The organism is Myceligenerans indicum, assembly GCF_016742955.1.
Taxonomy (GTDB): domain Bacteria; phylum Actinomycetota; class Actinomycetes; order Actinomycetales; family Cellulomonadaceae; genus Myceligenerans; species Myceligenerans indicum.
In genome coordinates, this window is the sequence record NZ_JABBYC010000001.1 from 468,427 (window position 1) to 484,547 (window position 16,121).

The window sequence follows — 16,121 nt, forward strand, 5'->3', positions numbered from 1 at the left end:
CCCGTCCCGGAGGTATCCGGGATGCCTTGGCGCGCGCGCCCGTGCGGGCGCGGTGATCCGGCAGGATGTGTCCGTGCGCATCGATGACTTCTCGCTGTCCTGGCCGTTGCTGACCGTCGATCAGGCGGCGCTCGAGCACAACATCGCGTCCGTCGCCGAGGTGTTCTCCGGTGCCGGGGTGGAGTTCGCGCCGCACGTGAAGACCCATATGGCCACGGGGATCTACCGGCGACAGGCCGCGGCCGGAACCTGGGGCGCGACCGTGGCCACCCCGGGCCAGCTCCGGGAGGTGGTCTGGTGGGGCAAGGTGGGCCTGCGCACCCGCGTGCTCCTGGCCAACGAGCTCACCGACCCGCGCGAGGCCCGCTGGCTGCGCGCGGCGCTGGACGCGGGCGAGGTCGAGGAGGCCTGGGTCTACGTCGACTCGTGGGAGGGTGTGGCGCTCCTGGACGCGGCGTTCGCCGAGGCTGTCTTCCCCGAGCGGCTGGGCGTGCTGGTGGAGGTGGGCGTGCCGGGCGGACGCACCGGGGTGCGATCGATCGCCCAGGTCGCGGCACTGGCCCGGGAGGTCACGCGGGCGGGGCTGCGGCTCGTGGGCGTCGCCGGGTACGAGGGCCCGGTGGCGGTCGGGACCAGCGACGCGGAGCTGGCGGCGGTGGCCCGCTGGTGCGCGGACCTGCGGGCCGCGGGCGCGCGTGTCGCCGGCCTCGTGGACGGCGAGGTGGTGCTCAGCGCGGGCGGGAGCGCGTTCGCCGACGTCGTGCTCCGGGAGCTGACCCGGCCGCTGACGGATCCGGCCGGCGCGGCGGTCGCCACGCGCGTGGTGCTGCGCTCGGGCGCGTACGTCGCCCACGACCACGGCCACTACCGCCGCACGGATCCGTGGCGCCGGCTGGGCGCGAGTCCCCTGCGGCCTGCCCTGACGGTGTGGGGCCAGGTGCTGTCGGTGCCGGAACCCGGCCTGGTCATCTGTGGGGTGGGGCGCCGGGACGCGTCGTCGGACATCGACCTGCCGACGCCGCTGACCGTCCGCACCGTGGACGACGGCGGCCGGCTCGGCAAGGCGCGCGACCTGCCCGACGGCTGGGGTGAGGTCACGGCGCTCAACGACCAGCACGCCTTCGTCCGGGTGGGGCAGGGCGCCGGGGAGATCCGCCCGGGGGACGTGGTCGGCTTCGGGATCTCGCATCCGTGCACCACCTTCCAGCTGTACCGGACGGCGTACCTGGTCGACGGCGACGAGATCGTCGAGCCGCTGCAGCTCGCGTTCCACTGAGGTGAGGGCTCGGGGGCGGGAGACCGGTCCTGATTCCCTGGTCGGGCGGCTGACCCGGCTGGTGGTTCGCCGGGCTGGTGGCTGACGCCCCGGGGTGAAGATGTGCGCCGTGGCCCCGCCTCCTCAGGTCAAGTTTCTGTTGCGGCGTCCGTCGTCGGCTGGACTTCGGGCGTTCGAACAGGTTCAGTAGGGGACCTAACATAAGCATGTCGGCGCACAGGGGAGCTGACGTGATGCCCGCCGCACGGTGCGGCGGCCCGTCGGAAGGGTCCCCTCGATGAAGATGCGCATCCGTACGCTCGTGCTCGCCGCGGTGGTGACGGCGTCGGCTCTCGCCGGCTGTTCGCCCGGACCTGCCGGGAGCCCGCCGAGCGGCTCCGCGGACCGGGACGTCACGGTGCGAGTGTGGCTGGCCGGCCAGGACACGCCGCAGGAGGCGATCGACCACCTCTCCACCACCTTCGAGCAGCGTCATCCGGACGTGGAGCTGGTGGTGGAGCGGCAGGCGTGGACCGGTCTGCTGGAGCTGCTGACCGAGCGCCTCAGCGGCAGGTCGCACCGAGTGGTGCCCGACGTCGTCGAGATGGGCAACACCCAGGCGGCCGCGCTCGACGCCGGGGGTCTGCTCGCGCCGATCACGCAGGAGCAGTACGAGGAGCTGGGCGGCGACGACCTGCTGCCCGGCTTCGTGGAGGCGGGCACCTACGACGGGGTGCTCTACGCGCTGCCGTACTACGCCGGTTCCCGCGTGATCTTCTACTCCGAGCAGCAGCTCGGGGGGCGGCCGGTTCCCCGGACGCTCGACGAGCTCGTGGACACGGCCGTCAGCATGCGGACCGATGAGGTCTCGGGCATGTGGATGCCGGGTCGCGACTGGTACAGCGCGTTGCCGTTCATCTGGGAGAACGGCGGCTACGTCGCCGAGCGGCGCGAGGACGGGACGTGGGAGGCGGGGTTCTCCTCGCCCGGCGGGATCAGGGGGCTGGAACAGGTGCAGCGCCTCATGATGTCGGCCTCCAACGCCCCGCCGGAGGACGACGGCACGCATCTGGCCCAGCCGTTCTGCGCGGGGGTCGCGGGCTTCGTCTCGGCGCCGACCTGGCTCCGGTGGGAGATCCAGGCTCCCGAGGAGCCCGAGGACGGCGGGGTGCCGGGCTGCGCCTCGACGTACGGCAAGGACCTGAGGGCCATCCCCCTCCCGGGACGCGAGCCGGGCGACGTGGCTCCCGTGTTCGCGGGCGGGTCGAACATCGCCATGGCCGAGGACTCCGCGCACCCCGAGCTGGCGTACGAGGTCATGAGCATCATGCTCGGGGACGAGTACCAGACGATCCTCGCCGAGAACGGCCTGATCCCGGGGCGCCTGTCGCTGTCCTCGGCGGTGGACCAGTCCGACCCGATCGCCGCGGCGGGTGTGGCGGCGGTCCGGGGTGCGCGGCTCACCCCGGCCACGCCCAAGTGGAGCGACATCGAGGCGTACGGAATCATCCCGGCGGCGTTCTCCCGGCTGGCGTCGGGGGCAGACCCCGAAGAGGTCGCGGACAGCCTCGACACCCAGATCGAGTCCATGCTCAACTGGCGCGTCGCCGGGTGAGATCGGGTAACGGTCAAGTAACGGCCCGCCGTCGTCGTGGACACGGCGGCGTTAATCAGGTGTACTAACAAACATGCCGACGACGACACGCAGCAGCGGACGAGTGGGGGAGCGCCTTCGCGCGACCTCCAAGGTGCTCCCGGAGCACGCTCGCGCTCACAACCGTTCTCTCGTGCTGCAGCACCTGTTCCACGAGGGGCCGACCTCGCGGGCGGACCTCGCCCGGGCCACCTCCCTGACCCGTGTCACCATCTCCGACCTGGTCTCGGTGCTCATCGCCGAGGGGCTCGTCGAAGAACTCGGCACCCGTCCGGGCCAGCGGGTCGGCAAGCCCGCGATCCTGGTCGGCCTGCGCGGGGACGCGTTCCAGATCGTCTCGCTCGACCTCACCGACGCCGCCCAGATGCGCGGCGCCGTCATCAGCCTGACCGGCCAGGTGATCGAGCGCCGAGCCCTCGACGTCGACGGCCGCACCGGCGACGAGCTCACAGACCTCGTCGCCCGGTTCGCCCGCCTGCTCGTCGCCCAGGCGACCTGTCCCGTCCTCGGGATCGGCGTCGGCTCGCCCGGCGTCGTCGACGACCGCGGCCGCGTCATCGAGGCACCGAACCGCGGCTGGTACGACCTCCCGCTCGCCGAGATCCTCACCGACCGGATCGGCCTGCCGGTCCAGGTCGCCAACGACGCCAACACCGCGGCACTGGGCGAGTTCACCTACGGCGGCGCCGCCGCCGGCATGCTGCTCCTGCTCGTCGGGCTCGGCGTCGGCGCCGGGATCGTCGTCGACGGCATCCGGGTGCACGGCGTCCGCTTCGCCGCCGGCGAGCTGGGCCACACCACCGCCGTCGACGACGGCGAGCTGTGCGCCTGCGGCCGCCGCGGCTGCCTCGAAACCGTCCTGTCCACCCGCGCCCTGCGCAGCGCGGTCGAGGGCAAGGACCCCACAACTGCTGACGCCGACCTCGCGGAAGTCGGCAGGGTGCTCGGAACGACCCTGGCACCCGTCGTCAGCGCGCTGAACCTCGCCGAGGTCCTGCTGAGCGGTCCCGCGGACCTGCTCGACGGCCCCCTGCGGGAAGCAGCGCAGGAGACCCTCCAGCAGCGCACGATGCCGGCGGTCAGCGCCGGCCTCCAGCTCCGGATGGCGTCTCTCGGCCAGGACGTGGTGCTCCTCGGCGCCGCCGTCCTGGTCCTGTCCGCTCAGCTGGGGGTGTCGTGACCACACGGACGTGTTCACGCCGAGGGCGCGGCAAGACACCGCACCGACATCGCAGGCAAGTACCCGAGAGGAATGACATCGCGTGAGAAAGAACCGTCTCGTCGCCGTCACGGCGGCGGCATCCATGACTCTGGCCATGGGCGCGTGCGCGTCCGGCGCCGACGCCGCCGACGACGGCGGCCCGAGCACCGGCGAGGTCCGCGTCTGGCTGGTCGGGACCGACACGCCCGACGAGGCCCGCGACTACCTGAAGACCACCTTCGAGGAGCAGAACGAGGGCTCCACCCTCGTCATCGAGGAACAGTCCTGGGACGGCCTCGTCGACAAGTACACGACGGCGCTCGCGGGCTCGGACGCCCCGGACGTGGTCGAGGTCGGCAACACGCAGGCGTCCGCGTTCACGTCCAACGGCTACTTCAGCGAGATCACCGCCGACGAGTTCGAGGAACTGGGCGGCAGCGACCTGCTCCCCGGCTTCGTCGAGGCCGGTGACTGGGAGGGCGCGCACTACGCCCTGCCCTACTACGCCGGTTCGCGTGCGGTCTTCTACAGCCCGCAGCTGGTCGACGGCGAGCCGCCGGCGACCCTCGACGAGTACGTCGACGCCGCGAAGGACATGTACAAGAAGGGCAAGTTCTCCGGCATGTGGTGGCCGGGCCAGGACTGGTACAACGCACTGCCCTTCATCTGGGAGAACGGCGGCTACATCGCCGAGCCGGCCGACGACGGCAGCTGGGAGGCGGGCTTCTCCACGCCGGGCGGCATCGCCGGCCTGACGCAGATCCAGGACCTGATGCTCAACGCCTCGAACGCGCCGGCCGACGGTCAGGAGACCGACCTGCAGGTGCCGTTCTGCGAGGGCAAGATCGGCTACCTGTCCGCGCCGACGTGGATCCAGTGGTCCATCAACGCCCCGGAGGAGCCGGAGTCCGACGACGGCGTTCCCGGCTGTGGGTCGACGTACGGCGGCGACCTCGAGGCGTTCGCCCTGCCGGGCAAGGACGGCGGCGCCGCCCAGGTGTTCGCCGGCGGCTCGAACATCGCCATCGCCAAGAAGAGCGAGCAGCGTGACCTGGCCTACTCGGCCCTGAAGATCATGCTGAGCGACGAGTACCAGTCGATCATCGCCGGGATCGGCCTGATCCCCGCGAAGGTGTCCCTGTCGGGCGACGTCCCGCAGGAGAACTCGATCGGCGCGGCGGGCGTCGAGGCGGCGGCCGGCGCCAAGCTCACCCCGGCCACGCCGAAGTGGGCCGACGTCGAGGCGCAGAACGTGCTGCAGACCCAGTTCACGCGCCTCGCCAACGGTGATGACGTGGAGCAGGTCGCGGCCGACATCGACTCCCAGATCGAGTCGATCCTCAACGGCTGACCCAGCAGCCCACCTTCCGCGGTCCCCCGCCCGGCAGCCCCGGAGCCCGGGCGGGGGACCGTCACACTGCCCCCAACTGCTCGTCACCGGAAGGTAGCCATGAGCTCCCTCGCCACCGAACCCGCCGCACCGCCGGCGTCGGTATCGTCACCGCCACGACCGCGGCGACGACGCCGCCTCCCCACCGTCCCGTGGCTCCTGCTGTCCGCGTCGATCCTCATCCTCGGTGTCCTGACCGGCTACCCGGTCGTGCGGATGCTGGTCATGTCCTTCCAGGAGTACGAACGTGCCCAGGTCATGGGCATGCCGGCCGAGTGGGTGGGCTTCGACAACTACACCGCGATCCTCACCGACAGCGCCTTCTGGGCCGTCCTGGGGCGCAGCATCCTGTTCATGCTGGTCGCCGTGGTCCTGACCATGGTGCTCGGCACGCTCATCGCCCTGCTGATGATGCGCCTCGGCAAGGGGCTGCGGCTCCTGGTCTCCGTCGGGCTGCTGCTCGCCTGGTCCATGCCGCCCCTGAGCTCGACCACGATCTGGGGCTGGATCTTCGACACCCAGTACGGGCTCGTGAACAACCTGCTCACCCGCTTCACGGGGGAGCGCTGGTTCGGCCACTCCTGGCTGCTCGACCCGCTCGGCTTCTTCACGATCCTGACCTTCATCATCGTCTGGGGAGCCATCCCGTTCGTCGCGTTCACCATGTACGCGGGACTGTCCCAGATCCCCGGTGAGGTGCTGGAGGCGGCCCAGCTCGACGGCGCGGGGGCATTCGCGCGGTTCCGGCTCGTCATGCTGCCCTACGTGCGCACCATCGTCACGGTGCTCGTGGTGCTGTCCATGATCTGGGACCTCAAGGTCTTCCCGCAGGTCTACGCGTTGCAGGACATCGGCGGCGACCGTCAGAAGACCAACACCATCGGCGTGTACATCTACCAGATGGGCATGGGGCAGGGGCACTTCGGCACGGCCAGCGCGATCGCGTTCGTCTTCGTCGCGATCATGCTCCTGCTCTCGATCTACTACGTGCGCCGCACCATGAAGGAGGAGGAGCTGTGAGCACCACCCGCGTAGCGGTGCGCAGGTCGCCCGCCAGACGTGCCAAGGACGCCGGGTGGGGGCTGGTCGCCGTCCTCGTGTTCTGCCTGTTCGTGTTCCCCGTCTACTGGATGCTGAACACGTCGTTCCTGCCCAACAACAGGATCCGCGGCGAGGAGATCTCGTTCTTCCCGACGCCGGACGTCTTCACCCTGGACAACTACCGCTCGGCGATGTTCAGCCAGGAGCGCGCGCCGTTCGGTCCCGCCGTGCTCAACTCGCTGAGCGCCACGTTCCTCACCCTCCTGGTGTGCCTGGTGGTGGGCTTCGTCGCGTCCATCGCGCTGACCCGGTTCAGCTTCAAGGGCAGGCGGACCTTCCTGGTCCTCATCCTCGTGATCCAGATGATCCCGGGGGAGGCGATGATCATCTCCCTGTTCCGGATCATCGACGGCTGGGCGCTGATCAACACGATCTTCGGCCTCTCCCTCGTGTATGTGGCGGGCGTGCTGCCCTTCACGATCTGGACGCTGCGCGGCTTCGTCGCGGGCGTTCCGAAGGAGCTCGAGCAGGCGGCCATGATCGACGGCTGCTCGCCGGCCGGCGCCTTCTGGCGGGTCACGTTTCCCCTGCTCGCACCCGGGCTGGTCGCCACCGGGATCTTCGCGTTCATCAACGCGTGGAACGAGTTCATCATGGCGCTGGTCATCATGCAGCGCCCGGAGACGATGACCCTGACCCTCTGGCTGCGGACCTTCCTCATGGTCACGCAAGCCACCAACTGGGGTGCAGTCATGGCTGCCGCGGTCCTCGTGGCGATCCCGGCTGTCATCTTCTTCCTCATCGTCCAGGGCCGGATGTCCGGAGGCCTGGTCGCCGGCGCGGTGAAAGGCTGATGACGAACACAAGAACCTCCCGATCCGGCGCGGCGGCACACACCGTCGGCCTGGACATCGGCGGCACCAAGATCCTCGGCGCGCTGCTCGACGCCGACGGCGGCCTCGTGGCCGTCACCCGCCTGCCCACCGAGCTCGGGCCCGACGGCGTCGTGCGATCCGCGGCCCGTGCCGTGCACGACGTCGTCGGCGCGGCCGGCCTCGGCATCGACGTCGTGGGCGGTGTCGGGCTGGGCATCCCCGGGATCGTCGACGCCCGGGCGGGCACCGTGAAGCACGCCGTCAACCTCGGTGTGGCCGAGGAGCTGCCGCTCGCCGAACTGCTGTCCGAGACGCTCGGCGGGATCCCCGTCGTCGTCGAGAACGATCTCAACGTGGCCGCCGTGGGCGCCGCGCACCAGCTCGAACGAGACAAGCCCGGGGCCGCGCGCCACGAGGACCTCGCGTTCCTGGCGCTCGGCACCGGAGTCGCGTCCGGGCTCGTCATGGACGGCCGCCTGCGCCGCGGGGTGAGCGGCGCCGCCGGGGAGATCGGGCACGTCCCGATCGACCCCTCGGGCCCCGAGTGCTCCTGCGGCCAGCGCGGCTGCATCGAGACGTTCGTGTCCGGAACGGCCCTGGCCACGGCGTGGCCGTCGCGGCACGGCCGGCCCTCACCGGTGGAGCTCTTCGAGGCGGCCGACGCCGGTGACGACCGGGCGGTCCGGGTGCGCAAGCAGTTCGCGGACGCGGTCGCGGCGGCCGTGCGACTGCTCGCGCTGACCGTCGACGTGCGCCACGTGGTGCTCGGCGGCGGTGTCGCCCAGCTCGGCCGGCCGCTGCTCGACGTCGTGCGCGAGTCGCTGCGGGAACAGGCGCAGGCGTCTCCCTTCCTCGCGTCGCTCGGTCTGGCGGGGCGTGTCACGCTGGCACCGCCGGACGTGCCCGTCGCCGCCGTGGGTGCGGCGGTGCTGGGCAGGCGGGACGAGCGGCCCGAGGAGCCCGAGGAGTTCGGCGCCGCTCCGTCCGACCCGTCCGCCAAGGATCCCGCGGCGGCCGGGCGTACGGAGGCCGGCGCCGGGAGGAACACCGCACTGGCGGGAACGAAGACGAAGGGAGCGCTGACATGGAGGTCGTGATCGCACCGGCCGGTGATCTGGCACGGCTGGCGGCCGCATCGATCGAGGCACTGCTGACCGAGCACCCCCGGAGCGTCCTGGGGCTGGCCACCGGGTCGAGCCCGCTGAAGGTGTACGACGAGCTGGCCCGGCGGCACAAGGACGGCCTGTCCTTCGCCCACGCCCGCGCGTTCATGCTGGACGAGTACGTCGGACTGCCCGCCGACCACCCGGAGCGGTACCGCAACGTCATCGAGCGGGAGATCGCCTCGCGGGTGGACTTCGCACCGGGCGCCGTACAGGGTCCTGACGGCAACGCGGAGGACCTGGAGCGTGCCTGCGCCGACTACGAGGCCGCCATCGCGGCCACCGGCGGGGTCGACCTGCAGCTCCTGGGCATCGGCACGGACGGGCACATCGCGTTCAACGAGCCGGGCTCCTCGCTCGCCTCACGCACGCGGATCAAGACGCTGACCCGGCAGACGCGCGAGGACAACGCGCGGTTCTTCGGCGGGGCGGTCGGCGACGTGCCACGGCACTGCCTCACGCAGGGGCTGGCGACGATCATGTCGGCGAAGCACCTGGTGCTGCTCGCCACGGGCCGGGCGAAGGCGGAGGCGGTCCACCAGCTCGTGGAGGGCCCGATCTCGGCCATGTGGCCGGCGACGATCATGCAGATGCACCCGCACGCCACCGTCCTGGTGGACGACGCGGCGGCAAGCCGCCTGCAGCTCGCCGACTACTACCGCCAGACCTACGCGGAGAAGCCGGACTGGCAGGGGCTCTGACCGTCGGCCGCCGCGGCGGCGTACGGTCTCAGTCCGTCAGGGTCAGCGCTGTCGTCGGCAGCGCCGGGTCGCCGTCGGAGAGCCGGCGCGCCCCCCGCGGCAGCTCCGCGCGGGCGTTCGCGTGCGTGCGGACCGCGTTCTCCACGCCGTAGGCACCGACCCAGCGCGAGTCCACCGCCCCGTCCACGACCAGGGGAGCGTGCAGCGGCCGCACGTCGCGGTTGTCGGGAGTCCAGGCGGCGACCAGTTCGTCCGGTCCGGTGACCAGGAGTTCCTCCGTCGCCCGGCCGTCCGGTCCGTACCGGCGGGCGGCCGCCTTGCGGCCGCCGCGGGACTCCTTGCCCGAGGACGACTTCTCCACCGGTTCCAGCCGCCCGGCGGCGCTCTCCCGCGCGACGAGCTTGTAGACCATTCCGCAGGTCGGCGCCCCCGACCCGGTCACCAGCCGGGTTCCGACGCCGTAGACGTCCACCGGTACCGCGGCCAGGGCCGCGATCGCGTACTCGTCGAGGTCCGAGGTCACCACGATCTTCGTGGCGTGGGCGCCCAGCTGGTCCAGCCGCGCGCGGACCTCCACCGCGAGTCCGCCGAGGTCCCCGGAGTCGAGCCGCACCGCGCCCAGGCCGGTGCCCGCGACCTCGACGGCGCGGTCCACGCCCCGCAGCACGTCGTAGGTGTCGACGAGCAGGGTGGTGCCCGGCCCGAAGGCGTCGACCTGCGACCGGAAGGCGGAGACCTCGTCGTCGTGCAGGAGCGTGAACGCGTGGGCCGCGGTGCCGATCGTGTCCAGCCCGTAGCGCATCCCGGCCTCCAGGTTCGACGTCGCGGTGAACCCGGCGACGACGGCGGCGCGGGAGGCCGCGATGGCCGCCTGCTCGTGCGCGCGCCGTGACCCCATCTCCAGGATGGGCCGGTGCACGGCGGCACTGGTCATGCGTGACGCGGCGGAGGCGACCGCCGAGTCGTAGTTCAGGATCGACAGCACGAGCGTCTCGAGCAGTACCGCCTCGGCGAAGGTGCCCTCCACCTGGAGCACGGGCGAGCCGGGGAAGAACATCTCCCCCTCGGCGTAGCCCTGGATGCTGCCGCTGAAGCGGTACCCGGCGAGATAGTCGAGCGTCCGTGCGTCCACGACGCCCTCGCGCTCGAGATACGCCAGCTCGTCGTCACCGAACCGGAAGTGCGGCAGCGCTTCCAGGACCCGGCCGGTCCCGGCGAGCACGCCGTACCGGCGCCCCGCGGGGAGCCGCCGCGTGAACACCTCGAACACGCAGTGCCGGTGTGCCGTGCCGTCGGCCAGGGCCGCCTGGAGCATGGTGAGCTCGTACCTGTCGGTGAGCAGTGCCACCGACGGACGCGCCGCGGGACGGGGTGCCGCGGGCAGGTCCGCGGGAAAGTTCTCCGGCAGGCCCTGGCCTGGTACGAGGGCCGGCGGCGGTGCCGGCTCGACGACGTGCAGGGCAGGCCAGTCGCTGAGCGGGGCGCCAGTGCCCCGGGGCTCGCTGGTCATACGGTCCACGGTATGGCAGCCGGACCGGGTGAGCAGGCCGAAAGCACGGAGTCTCCGCACTCGTCTCACGATCTGACCGTGTCGGAAACATCACGTGGAGGTCCTCGTCACAGCCCTGACCTCGATCGCCGCCGTCAACGGGCGCCGACGAACCACCTGCGCACCTTCGCCACCCGTTCCTCCAGCTGCGCGGCCGTGGCCAGTGGCACCTCGGGGCCGCCGCACTCGCGCCGCAGCCGGGTGTGGACGACGCCGTGCGGCTCGCCGGACCGCTTGGCCCACGCCCCCACGAGCTTGGACAGCTCCTTGCGCAGCTCGCCCGCGCGGCGGTGCTCGTGCTCGGCCTGCTCGGCGGCCCGCTCGCGGTCGGTGGGCCCCGCCGCCGACGCCTGCGCGGCCCCGCGGGCCTTGACCTGTGCCGCCTGCCGCTGGCGCAGCAGCGTGGTGACCTGATCGGGTTCCAGCAGGCCGGGCAGCCCGAGGAAGTCGAGCTCCTCCGCGGAGCCGACGTCGGCCCCCGTGCCGAACTCGCCGCCGTCGAACAGGACGCGGTCGAACGAGGCCTGGGCGTCCAGCGCCTCGAAGGTGCCCTGGGTCAGGTCACCCGAGGCCTTCTCCTCACGGTTCGCCTCGGCGAGCAGGGCCGCCTCGGGGTCGTACTCGATCCCCTGCTCCTCGGCGGTGCTGGGCCGGTCCAGGGCGTGGTCGCGCTCCTGCTCCAGGCCCCCGGCGAGCTCCAGCAGCGGCGCGACCGACGGCAGGAAGACCGACGCCGTCTCGCCGCGGGTCCGGGCACGCACGAAACGGCCGACGGCCTGGGCGAAGAACAGCGGCGTGGACGTGGACGTGGCGTACACGCCGATGGCGAGCCGGGGGACGTCCACGCCCTCGGACACCATGCGCACCGCGACCATCCAGCGGTCCTCGGACGAGGTGAAGTCCTCGATGCGCCCGGACGCCCCGGCGTCGTCGGACAGCACCACGACCGGGCGCTGTCCCGTGATCTCGGTCAGGTGCTTCGCGTAGGCGCGCGCCGTGTTCTGGTCGGTGGCGATGACGAGCCCGCCGGCGTCCGGGACGGTACGCCTGACCTCGGTGAGGCGCTTGTCCGCGGCGCGCAGCACCGACGGGACCCACTGACCCTCCGGGTCGAGCGCCGTGCGCCACGCCTGGGCCGTCATGTCCTTGGTCATGGCCTCGCCGAGCCGGGCCGAGACCTCGTCGCCCGCCCGGGTGCGCCACCGCATGTCGCCCGAGTAGGTCATGAACAGCACCGGCCGCACGACGTGGTCGCGCAGGGCGTCACCGTACCCGTAGGTGTAGTCCGCCTTGGACCGGCGGATGCCGTCGCGGTCCTCCTCGTAGACCACGAACGGGATCGGGGAGGTGTCGCTGCGGAACGGGGTGCCGGTCAGCGCGAGGCGGCGCGTGGCCTCCTCGAACGCTTCCCGCACCGCGTCACCCCAGCTCAGCGCGTCACCACCGTGGTGCACCTCGTCGAGGATCACCAGGGTGCGTGCCGCCTCGGTGCGCGCGCGGTGCAGCGCCGGGTTGGCGGCGACCTGGGCATAGGTGAGCGCCACGCCGTCGTAGTGGGCGCCGTGCCGGCCCTGGGCGTTCGTGAAGCTGGGGTCGATGCTGACGCCCACCCGCGCCGCGGCATCGGCCCACTGGTGCTTGAGGTGCTCGGTGGGCGCGACGACGGTCACCCGGCGAACCACCCCGGCCTCCAGGAGCTCGGTGGCAATGCGCAGGGCGAAGGTGGTCTTGCCCGCCCCGGGGGTGGCCACGGCCAGGAAGTCGCGCGGGGACCGCTCGCGGTAGAGCTCCAGCGCCTCGGCCTGCCAGGCGCGCAGGTTCGACGCCGTACCCCACGGGGCACGGCGAGGAAAGGCGGGGCTCAGGTGCGAGGCGGCCGCAGACGACGGGTTACGGGGGAGCTGCGGCGTGTTCGTCACCTGCCGGAACCGCCTCCGTCCGGACCGCCCTTGCCCGGGCCGCCGTCCCCGTCCTGCGGCTCGCGCAGACCCTCGTAGATCTCCTTGCACACGGGGCACACCGGGAACTTGCTCGGATCCCGGCCCGGCACCCAGACCTTGCCGCACAGCGCGATCACCGGCCGGCCGGACAAGGCCGACCCCATGATCTTGTCCTTGCGGACGTAGTGGGCGAAGCGCTCGTGGTCCCCCGGCTCCGTCTCCTCGCGGGTCTCCTCGCGCTCGAGGACGCTCGTGGAACCGCTCGTGCGCGGGTCGTCCGGGGGATTGTCCAGGGGCTCGCTCATGGGTCGGATTCTACGTCGGGACACCGACATGCGTCCGACCGCCGCCGCGTGTCCCGCCGGTCCACGGCCGGTCCACGGCCGGGACCCGCGCCGTGCCGCCCCTTCCGGCGCGGGGGAGCGGATCCACGGGCCCGGACCTGCTCCGGCCTCGGGTCACAGGTAGTTTCCGGCGACCGGCGCCGGCTTCCAGCGGCCGGAGGTGGCGATGTCCAGCACGCGGTCCGTGGTGAGCCCGTCGGCGCCGTGCTCCAGGAGGGAACGGCGTGCGACCTCGCGCAGGTCGGCCCCCGTGGCGCCGTCGAGGAACGAGGCCACCAGACCGGCGTCGACCCCGGCGTCCGGGGGGAGGTACAGGCGCAGGATCGCCTCGCGTCCGGCGGCGTCCGGCGGCGGGACCTCCAGGATCGTGTCGAACCTGCCGGGCCGCTTGACCGCGGGGTCGAGCGCGGCCGGATCGTTCGTCGTGGCCACCGTCAGGACGTCGTCGGTGGTGCGCGCGCCGTCGAGGGCGTCGAGGAACTCGCCGAAGCTCGTCGTCCCGCGGCTGTCCTTGCCGCCCACCGAGTCGATCTCCTCGAGCACCACGAGGCACGGCCCGAGGGTGCGGACCTCCTCGTACAGCTCGGTCATCCAGGTGCGCAGCACGTCGGCGGTGACCAGGACGACGGTCAGGGGCCCGGCCAGCTCCGTGGCCAGCACCCGTGCCAGCTTCGTCTTGCCGACGCCGGGCGGCCCGGCCAGCAGGAGACCCCGCGACGTCGAGTGCCCGAGGGCGCGCAGCGTGTCCCGCCGGGTGGTCACCCCGGCGCAGAACAGGTCGGTCTCGTGCCACACGCTCTGCGGCAGGACGAGGTCGGTGCGCTCCTGCGGCGTGGGAGTCACCGGCTTGACCGTGAGCCTGCCCGGCGCGGAGGCCTGGAGCGTGCGGCCCCGGTAGGGGTGGTCGGCGGCCAGATCGGCCGACAGCGCGTCGAGCGCACGCTCCGCCACCTCGCGCCGGCCGGGGAGCGCGTGCGCGGTGAGGTACGGGTCGCCGAACTGGTAGCCGGTCTCGATCGCCACCGGGTCCTCGTCGCGGGTGCCCGCGGGGAACAGCACGGTCGCGGCGGTCGGGACGGTCACCGCCGTGCCCGAACCGAGGTCGAGCCGGGACATCTGCGGGGCGCGGCGGTCCGGGCCGCGCTGCACGACGTCGCCGGCGTGCTCCGCGATCCAGCGCCCCAGCACGAACCCGTACAGGAGGTGCAGGACCGGGGAGACGGGACGGGAGACCGTCTCCAGCGCCGACTCGTTGACCTCCCAGGTGCGGGCGAGCCATTCCGAGGCCGTGTGCGGCTCGGCCTTCTTCTCGGGGATCGGCCGGCCCAGCAGCGCCGCGATCCCGGCGACGGCCGCGCGGGCGGCCTCGTCGTGCTGTCCCAGGTCGGGCCAGGCGTGCGTGGTGGCCTCGGGCTTGTCCGGGACGCCGCCTGAGGGATTCCTTCCGTCATCGTTTGGGGTCACCGGGATTGTCTACCAGCCGCCCGCGGCGACGTGAAGGGAAAAGGCGTCACCCGGCGACGACGGGTGACGCGACGGCGTCCGCGTGCCCGGCCGCGTGCCGTCCGTTCCGCGCCCCTGTTCCGCGCCACCGTGCAGCACGAGCCCGGAGGGCCTCCGGCGCGACTCCCGCGACGATCGGGACGGTCGGGGACCAGGCAGGACGCGGCCCGGCCACGAGCGGGTGAAGTGCTGGTGAGCCCTGCGCGAAAGCGCGGCGCGGAATGTGATTCACACCCTGGGGATCGATAAGGTAGGGCTTGTGACCTCCGCTGCGCAGATGCCCCAGTCCGCGCCCGCGGCGACAGTCTCAGCCGGGACGGCCACCCAGCAGGAGACGGAGCAGGACGCGGCTCACCGGCCTGCCGACCCGTGGGTGACGATCGTGTGGAACGATCCCGTCAATCTCATGTCGTACGTGACGTACGTCTTCGAGAGCTATTTCGGCTATCCGCAGGCGAAGGCGCACACACTCATGATGCGGGTGCACAACGACGGCAAGGCGGTCGTCTCCAGCGGGGGACGGGAGCGCATGGAGGTGGACGTGCAGGCCATGCACGGGTTCGGGCTGTGGGCGACGCTGCAGGAGACCGGCGGCGTCCAGGGAGCGGCATGACCCCGTTCCGAGCCATGCGACGGGGCTACGAGTCGCGGATGGACCCGGTGGAGCGCGCCGTGCTCGCCCGGGTGGCGCGTGATGTCGCCACGATGGTCCGGGACGAGACGGGACTGCCCGCCTCCGCACCGGACCCCGACCCGAACGACCTGCCCACGCCGCACACGGGCAGCACCACCCGGGTGTGGAACAAGGGCCTCCTCGCCCCCGACGAGATCACCGACGGCGATCTCGCGAAGCTGACGGGGATCTCGTCGGTCGGGCCCACGCCCCAGGACCCGGCGGTCCGGCGCCTCCTGCCGGACGCCAGCACCGACGACGACGGCGTGGCCGGGGAGTTCCGCCGGCTGACGCAGAACGACCTGGCCCAGGAGAAGGCCGAGCGCCTGGAGGCGTTCGCCGATCTGCTGGAGCCCCCGCCGTCCGAGGACGATCCCGAGCCGGAGAAGGCGCCGTGGCAGACGCTCGGCCGGCACGGCGCGCCGCCGCCCGTGCGGGTCGCTCGCGAGTCCGCCGAAGCCGTCGCGGGAGCACTCACGGACATGCGCCTGGTCATCGCCCAGCGCCTGGGACTGGAGTCCGACGACGACGTCAACACGCTCACCGACCAGGTGATGTGGGACCAGCAGATGGGCCGTGAGATCCCCGTCGCCGCCGACGGCCGCGCCGCACGGCGGTTCTGGTCCGGGGTGTTCGTCGCGGCGGGCTTCGCGCTCGAGACGCTGATGGAGGTCATGATCGCGGACCTGCGGGGACGTCCCCGGCCCCCCGAGACCGGTGCGGAGGACGCCTGAGGCTTCGCGCACGCCGCCGGACCCCCGCGGAACGTGGCAGGCATCACCTGCGCCGCGTGGCGCGGGTAACGGATCGGACACAGCGGTGCGATTAGCAT

General features: G+C 72.3%; 14 protein-coding genes. 10 read left to right on the top strand and 4 right to left on the bottom strand.

All coding sequences use genetic code 11. The features are described from left to right. The first annotated feature begins 73 nt into the window (after positions 1-73). The 8 genes from HGK34_RS02030 (at position 74) to nagB (ending at position 9,280) form a co-directional block, all read left to right on the top strand. Positions 74-1,276: an alanine racemase gene (locus tag HGK34_RS02030; RefSeq protein WP_201844852.1), complete on the top strand. Its 1,203-nt coding sequence runs from the start codon at positions 74-76 to the stop codon at positions 1,274-1,276. A gap of 277 nt (positions 1,277-1,553) precedes the next feature. Then, on the top strand, positions 1,554-2,870 hold the full coding sequence (locus HGK34_RS02035) for an extracellular solute-binding protein (RefSeq protein WP_201844853.1): 1,317 nt from the start codon (positions 1,554-1,556) through the stop codon (positions 2,868-2,870). A gap of 73 nt (positions 2,871-2,943) precedes the next feature. Continuing rightward, positions 2,944-4,089 (top strand): ROK family transcriptional regulator, encoded by a 1,146-nt coding sequence (locus tag HGK34_RS02040; protein WP_201844854.1) that lies wholly within the window; start codon positions 2,944-2,946, stop codon positions 4,087-4,089. Between the two features lie 82 nt (positions 4,090-4,171). After that, complete coding sequence (locus HGK34_RS02045; protein WP_307815668.1) at positions 4,172-5,461, top strand: extracellular solute-binding protein; 1,290 nt, start codon at positions 4,172-4,174, stop codon at positions 5,459-5,461. A gap of 99 nt (positions 5,462-5,560) precedes the next feature. Next, entirely contained in the window at positions 5,561-6,520 is a 960-nt protein-coding gene (locus HGK34_RS02050; protein WP_201844855.1) for a carbohydrate ABC transporter permease, read from the top strand. Beyond that, positions 6,517-7,395, top strand: coding sequence for a carbohydrate ABC transporter permease (locus HGK34_RS02055; protein WP_307815670.1), 879 nt, complete (start codon positions 6,517-6,519; stop codon positions 7,393-7,395). The genes HGK34_RS02050 and HGK34_RS02055 overlap by 4 nt, the downstream gene beginning before the upstream one ends. Then, positions 7,395-8,513 carry an ROK family protein gene (locus HGK34_RS02060; RefSeq protein ID WP_201844856.1) on the top strand — a complete coding sequence of 373 codons (1,119 nt, stop codon included), beginning with the start codon at positions 7,395-7,397 and terminating at the stop codon, positions 8,511-8,513. The genes HGK34_RS02055 and HGK34_RS02060 overlap by 1 nt, the downstream gene beginning before the upstream one ends. After that, positions 8,501-9,280 (top strand): glucosamine-6-phosphate deaminase, encoded by a 780-nt coding sequence (gene nagB / locus HGK34_RS02065; protein WP_201844857.1) that lies wholly within the window; start codon positions 8,501-8,503, stop codon positions 9,278-9,280. Before HGK34_RS02060 ends, nagB begins: the two co-directional genes overlap by 13 nt. A 28-nt stretch (positions 9,281-9,308) precedes the next feature. Here nagB and HGK34_RS02070 read toward each other — a convergent pair whose 3' ends face one another. The 4 genes from HGK34_RS02070 to HGK34_RS02085 all read right to left on the bottom strand — a co-directional run bounded on the left by HGK34_RS02070 (position 9,309) and on the right by HGK34_RS02085 (position 14,577). Next, complete coding sequence (locus tag HGK34_RS02070) at positions 9,309-10,790, bottom strand: nicotinate phosphoribosyltransferase (RefSeq protein WP_201844858.1); 1,482 nt, start codon at positions 10,788-10,790, stop codon at positions 9,309-9,311. A 134-nt stretch (positions 10,791-10,924) separates the two neighbouring features. Further along, positions 10,925-12,748, bottom strand: coding sequence for a DEAD/DEAH box helicase (locus tag HGK34_RS02075; protein ID WP_201844859.1), 1,824 nt, complete (start codon positions 12,746-12,748; stop codon positions 10,925-10,927). Next, positions 12,745-13,074, bottom strand: coding sequence for a DUF3039 domain-containing protein (locus HGK34_RS02080; protein WP_201844860.1), 330 nt, complete (start codon positions 13,072-13,074; stop codon positions 12,745-12,747). Before HGK34_RS02080 ends, HGK34_RS02075 begins: the two co-directional genes overlap by 4 nt. 153 nt (positions 13,075-13,227) lie before the next feature. Further along, positions 13,228-14,577: an AAA family ATPase gene (locus tag HGK34_RS02085; RefSeq protein WP_201844861.1), complete on the bottom strand. Its 1,350-nt coding sequence runs from the start codon at positions 14,575-14,577 to the stop codon at positions 13,228-13,230. 316 nt (positions 14,578-14,893) lie between these two features. Between HGK34_RS02085 and clpS the strand changes: the two genes are divergently transcribed. Further along, complete coding sequence (clpS, locus tag HGK34_RS02090) at positions 14,894-15,229, top strand: ATP-dependent Clp protease adapter ClpS (protein ID WP_201844951.1); 336 nt, start codon at positions 14,894-14,896, stop codon at positions 15,227-15,229. Further along, positions 15,226-16,023, top strand: a complete 798-nt coding sequence (locus HGK34_RS02095; protein ID WP_201844862.1) for a DUF2017 family protein — start codon at positions 15,226-15,228, stop codon at positions 16,021-16,023. The genes clpS and HGK34_RS02095 overlap by 4 nt, the downstream gene beginning before the upstream one ends. Positions 16,024-16,121 lie beyond the last annotated feature (98 nt).